This is a genomic window from Noviherbaspirillum sp. Root189 (genome assembly GCF_001428545.1).
Taxonomy (GTDB): domain Bacteria; phylum Pseudomonadota; class Gammaproteobacteria; order Burkholderiales; family Burkholderiaceae_D; genus Noviherbaspirillum.
The window spans coordinates 1-5,163 of sequence record NZ_LMHZ01000063.1 but is presented as its reverse complement, the minus strand read 5'-3'; the positions used below and the strand labels follow the sequence as shown (position 1 = coordinate 5,163).

Here is a 5,163-nt window from a genome sequence, read left to right as displayed (position 1 = left end):
GTTACCTCCACCGCTGCTCCGGTAGCTTCCGGCGGGAGCACTTCGCCGGGCGGGGCTTCCACCCGCTGGAACTACATCGCCTTATCACGGCGCACACCCACAGCTGCCGGTGGGCTAAGCATATAGTGCTGCTGAGCGTGTCATTTGGACGCATTTAGGAAGCAGAGAGTGATTCAAAGGGGTGGTATCAAACGCCCTAAACGCTAACCCGACGTTTCGCTTTCCCGACGCCTAGCTCGCCACTGGTCTTGATTTCTCACTTCTTTATTTAATGCTGTTTGAGGAACTCAATCGTTCGCTTCATGGCGTCGGTGGTCACTGTCGCATTGTATTGGTAACCACGCCTCGGATCAGATTTGTCCCAGCCGTGCGTCGCGTCGTCGTAAATGTGCCACGCTACCGGTTTTCCCTCGTTCTTCAAGTTCTCCAGCAAGGGAAAGCAGTCGGCAATCGGCGTCTCAGTATCATTCCTTGCCATAAGCAACATGACTGGACGATCTACATCACGTCGAATAAGTTCCCATTTCGGATAAGGGCTGACATCAAAATTGCAGGCGCCGTACCAGCCGACGGAAGCACGAAATCGGTCATTCGTGCCAACCCAGCGCGCCACCTCCGGACTGGAGACAGCCGCAGCAGCAAAGCTGCCCAAGGACAGGCCGACCAGATAGATGCGCGACGGCTCAACGACTTTCAACTGGGACAGATGCTTGAGCGCATCAAAGGAGTCCTTGTACACCCGTGGCGCACCGACGCCAGCCGGCGTGCAGAAAGTTGTATGTCCACGTGGGCCATACGAATCCTGTACCAGCACGACAAAACCCGCTTCAATCAATTCTTTTGCACGCTCACTGATATGTGACTGGATGCCGCCGCAGGTATGAACCAGTACGACAGCGGGGAAAGGACCCTCGCCCTCTGGTTTAAAGATGCCGTTCGACACACTGCTAAAGAGACCTAGCGTTTTCACCTCCGCTGGGTATTTAAGATCAGCATATTGCGAAATCCGGGTGGTGAACTGGCCGTATGCCTGTGCAAAGGCGCCGCCAGTAGCCAGAAGCAGGCTGAGCGCCAGGGTGTTGCCCAAGATGGTTTGGATACGAAGCATGTAGTTACCCCTGCCAGATGAGATTATTGCGAAAGGGTAATATTACACTGGCAACAGTGCAACCACGTCCCATAACTATGAAAAAGCCTTGACTGAAAGAGGCGCTAGTGTGTGTCCCACAATTTCGTCATGCTGGCTACTGCGATTGGCACCGATCTACCAAGTTGGTAGGTCATTTAATTACATCAAAGGATGAACCTCGTGCGCTGTCGGCTGCAAATCAGATTACGCTTTACCGATTGGCTGATTCTGGCCGTTATGCGTCCAATAGGAATCTGGGCCAGCGGCAGATCTCCGCTACATTCCAGGCAGTCGTATTGCAGATCCGAAGCGCGCGACGCGACCGAGGTTGTGCGGAAACGTCCGCAGAATGAGCTCAAATGAGAAGCTGCTGGCTCCAATCAACATTTGGTCACATGCGAAGGCCAGTCAGCCTATTGGCTCATTGCTGCAATCAATGTTTGCGTACCCAGGATATTTATCATTCGCTTCAGGTTGTACGCCAGCACATGCAAGCTCATCTCAGTTTGCACTTTCGGCAGCCTTTTCATCAGAAAGTGCGTGGCACCCATCCATGCCTTGAGCGTCCCGAATGGATGTTCAACAGTGCAGCGGCGTGTCATTGCAAATTCGGGCCGAGCATCCAATCGCTGCTGCATCCGCTCAAGCACGTCTTCATGCTGCCAGCGTGCAATCCGACGATGGTCGCCGGTAGTGCATTTCGGTTTTAACGTACAAGTCGGACAGGCTGAAGACCAGTACTCCGGCAGGACACTTGTATTCGGCGCTTTGGGCAAGATAGATGAAGTCACGCTTGTCGAACAGTCCCTTTGCCCGGTCGTTCGATGTCATAGGCTTCGGTACCAGCGGGATGGCACCATGCTGTTCGTACTCTAGAATTTGCGGACCGCTGAAGTAGCCGCGGTCAGCAATGGCAGTCACTTGTTTGCTGTTGGTAATTTGCTTTACCTGAGCGGCCATGTTGGCAAGCTGTGTGCGGTCATGACCAACGTTGGTCACTTCATGGGCAACGATGAGGTGATGCTTTGTGTCGACAGCGGTCTGTACGTTGTAGCCAACCATGCCCGTGCCGCGCCCGCTGGTGGCCATGGAGCGTGCGTCCGGGTCAGTCTCGGAGATTTGTTGATCTGGCACCTGCTGCAGTTGCTGTTCCAGCGCAGTGGAGTCTCTGATCTGCTGCTTAAACGATGCAATCTTGCCCTTGATGTGCTGGACCCGCATTTTGGTCGTCAACTCTGGTTGCCGGTCGGCCCGGTCAAGCTCTTCCATGTAGCGGGCTACGCTTTCCTCGAGCTGTTCAATGCGGGCCTTGATCTTGCGCTGGGTATAGTTCTTATCGCGGTTGTTCACTGCCTTGAACTTGCTGCCATCAATTGCAACTTCGCCGCCTTCAAACATGTTGAGCTTGTGGCAGAGAAGGACGAACTGTCGACAGACGTTGCGAATTGCCTGGCCATTGTCCTTGCGGAAGTCGGCAATGGTCTTGAAGTCGGGCGTTAGTCCATTAGTCAGCCACATCAGTTCGACGTTGCGTTGGGTTTCACGCTCCAGGCGCCGGCTCGATTGGATGCGATTAAGGTAGCCATACACGTAGATCTTTAGCAGGACCGCCGGATGATAGGAAGGTCTTCCCGTTTCAACTGGTACCGCACCCTCGAAGCCAAGTGCCTTTAAATCAAGCGTGTCGATGAAGGCATCGATGACACGAACGGGATTGTCTTCAGCAACGTACTCATCCAACTGAGCCGGGAACATGGTGCTTTGTGTCCGTTCGACTCCTTCTACGAAGCGCTTCATCCGGATCTCCCTCTCGTTAGGTCTTATCCGTTTGACCCTTCAATTTGAGTTTCGTTTACTTATATAGAGGCGTTTTCACACAACCTAGACCCAAAGCGGCTAGATGAATACCGACGAGTAGACATATAGGAAAAGGTTTGCAGCCGGCGGCAAAGCGGACTGAAGGTGTCCGGCTAATCGCGCCGCTAAAACGTTCGCGTGATTGCTAATTTTCGATGGAAATGATCCGCGCTTGAATTTTCCCATCAACAGGACCCGGGCCGAACCGACTTGTTATGGCACTCGCCGCTATGTCGGTGGCTTCAGCCAACCGCGATGGGTCGCGAGCTTCGATCTCGCCTCGAAGCGGAGTGCCTTGGCAATACGCAACCGCAGGAATGCGTGACGAGTCCGCAAGGCTGCGCGCGGACAGCGTTGTCAATTCGGGAGACTTAGCAAATCCACCATGCTCAAGGTTCTGCGTGATGACTGCAGGATCATGGTAGCCGTGAGGAGTCCGGGCCAAGAACTGTGGTGGGTCGTGCGAAAAAATGGTTTTGAGTGAATTAGTGACGAGGTCGGCGAAGTCGTTATCCTCGATCCGATCCCACACATTGAATATGAAACGGCCGCCGGGACGGAGAACTCGTCTTGCTTCAGAGAATGCCCTTGCCTTGTCTGGGAAAAACATGACGCCGAACTGACAGACCACCACGTCGAACGCACCATCGGGAAACGGCAATCGCATTGCATCGGCCTGTTTCCACTCTACAGGGCGGGACGTGCCCACTGCAACAGCTTGAGCGAGCATCGGCTGGTTCAAATCCGTTGCGATGATGGACACCTCGGACGGCAGCATCTTCGCAAGCTGCCGTGTCACAACTCCGGTTCCGGCAGCAATTTCAAGCACGCGTGAAGGTTGGAAATGCGTAACGCGTGTAGCGATGTCAGCGGCGTACGGTTCGAATATGAGCGGCACCAGATACCGCTCATAGAGCTGTGGGATGGTGCCCGCGAATACAGTGTCGATATTAGGATAATCCATAATCTTCTGCCAAATCAACGTCGGTGCTCATGCTCAATAAGTCCTGAAAATCTGCGCTTGCTGTAGTTAGCGATCAAAATGTGCCATAAGATCCTCACCTATGAATCTATACCATATTTGAGCCGGCAACTGGAATGTCAGTGTGGCACGAGCAGCTGGGTTGGTACTTGTGGCACCATCAGCGAATCTGTCCCGACGGACGCTTTGACGAAAAAATATGACCAGCCGCTTTTGGCGGGACTTGGAAAGACGCTGTCTGCTTTGAAAAGGTTGGTCTGTGCCACATAGCGGACCGATGTAATCTCAGGGCGATGTGCCTTAACCGACCCAAACGAGTCAGTTGGCTTCCTCGAAAGTGGACATAGCCGTGTCGTTTTTCAACGATTAAGCTGCCACGGGCAAAGCGTCGTTGTCGAGCAGCGAGTTGTGTCCGGAACCGTTTCTTCCGAAGATTTGCGACATTTTGTGTGCGGAGGTCAACTTAAAAATCTCAGGGAGGCACGTTCGTGAGACGCTCGCCGAAAACGATAGCGGACTGATTGACCGCCTGCTTCCATTTCACAGGCGGTATCTTCCATTCTTTCTTATGTTGCGCAAGGTAAAGCCGTTATCGATAAAAAGGCTCGACCTTGCCTTTTACCTTGATCGTCATCGGATTGCCCTTGCGGTCACGCGCCTTGCCGGCCGCAACCTTGATCCAACCTTCGCTGATGCAATATTCCTCGACATTGATGCGTTCCTTGTTATCGAGCTTAATGCCAACATCGTGCTCAAGGACCGCCGCATTGTAGTAAGGGCTGCGCGGATCGACCGAGAGACGGTCAGGAAATGGGGGGAGTTGTGTAATGTCGTTCATGGGCGGGAATTATCTACCATTCTCTTGCGCAAAACAATTTTCCAGCACTCGCCTGCTTTGCTGCCCTGCTTTTCAATTTTCTGCAACCGCGTCGTAGCGGGCGGATTGCAGAATCCAGCATTCCCCAATACCCGATGACCAAGCCCGCAAAGGCCCGCCCAATTGCACGGTGGATGTTGATACCGCCACCGTCCAGCGAGACCGCTGCCGCTATGTCGTCCTTGCCCTCGACCAATTGGGGGAGGCTGTTTTCGACCGAGGCTAATGGAATGGTCGCCCTCTCCCAAGATTGCATCGCAGTAATATGTAGAGGAACTGCGACAACCATCAACCAAGGGAGCGACGAATGCAAATTGC

The 5,163-nt window shown here is 53.5% G+C and carries 4 protein-coding genes and 1 pseudogene; all 5 read right to left on the bottom strand.

The window, feature by feature from the left end; translation table 11 throughout:
- Positions 1-268: 268 nt before the first annotated feature.
- Positions 269-1,108, bottom strand: a complete 840-nt coding sequence (locus ASE07_RS24775; protein ID WP_057293493.1) for a dienelactone hydrolase family protein — start codon at positions 1,106-1,108, stop codon at positions 269-271.
- Positions 1,109-1,542: 434 nt separating this feature from the next.
- Positions 1,543-2,932, bottom strand: a pseudogene (locus ASE07_RS24770) (IS1182 family transposase).
- Positions 2,933-3,131: 199 nt separating this feature from the next.
- Positions 3,132-3,950 (bottom strand): class I SAM-dependent methyltransferase, encoded by an 819-nt coding sequence (locus ASE07_RS24765; protein WP_057293492.1) that lies wholly within the window; start codon positions 3,948-3,950, stop codon positions 3,132-3,134.
- Positions 3,951-4,557: 607 nt separating this feature from the next.
- Positions 4,558-4,806, bottom strand: a complete 249-nt coding sequence (locus ASE07_RS24760) for a DUF3297 family protein (RefSeq protein WP_057293491.1) — start codon at positions 4,804-4,806, stop codon at positions 4,558-4,560.
- Between the two features lie 13 nt (positions 4,807-4,819).
- Positions 4,820-5,163: MFS transporter (locus ASE07_RS24755; RefSeq protein WP_156396997.1), on the bottom strand; the 344-nt coding region annotated here is incomplete at its 5' end.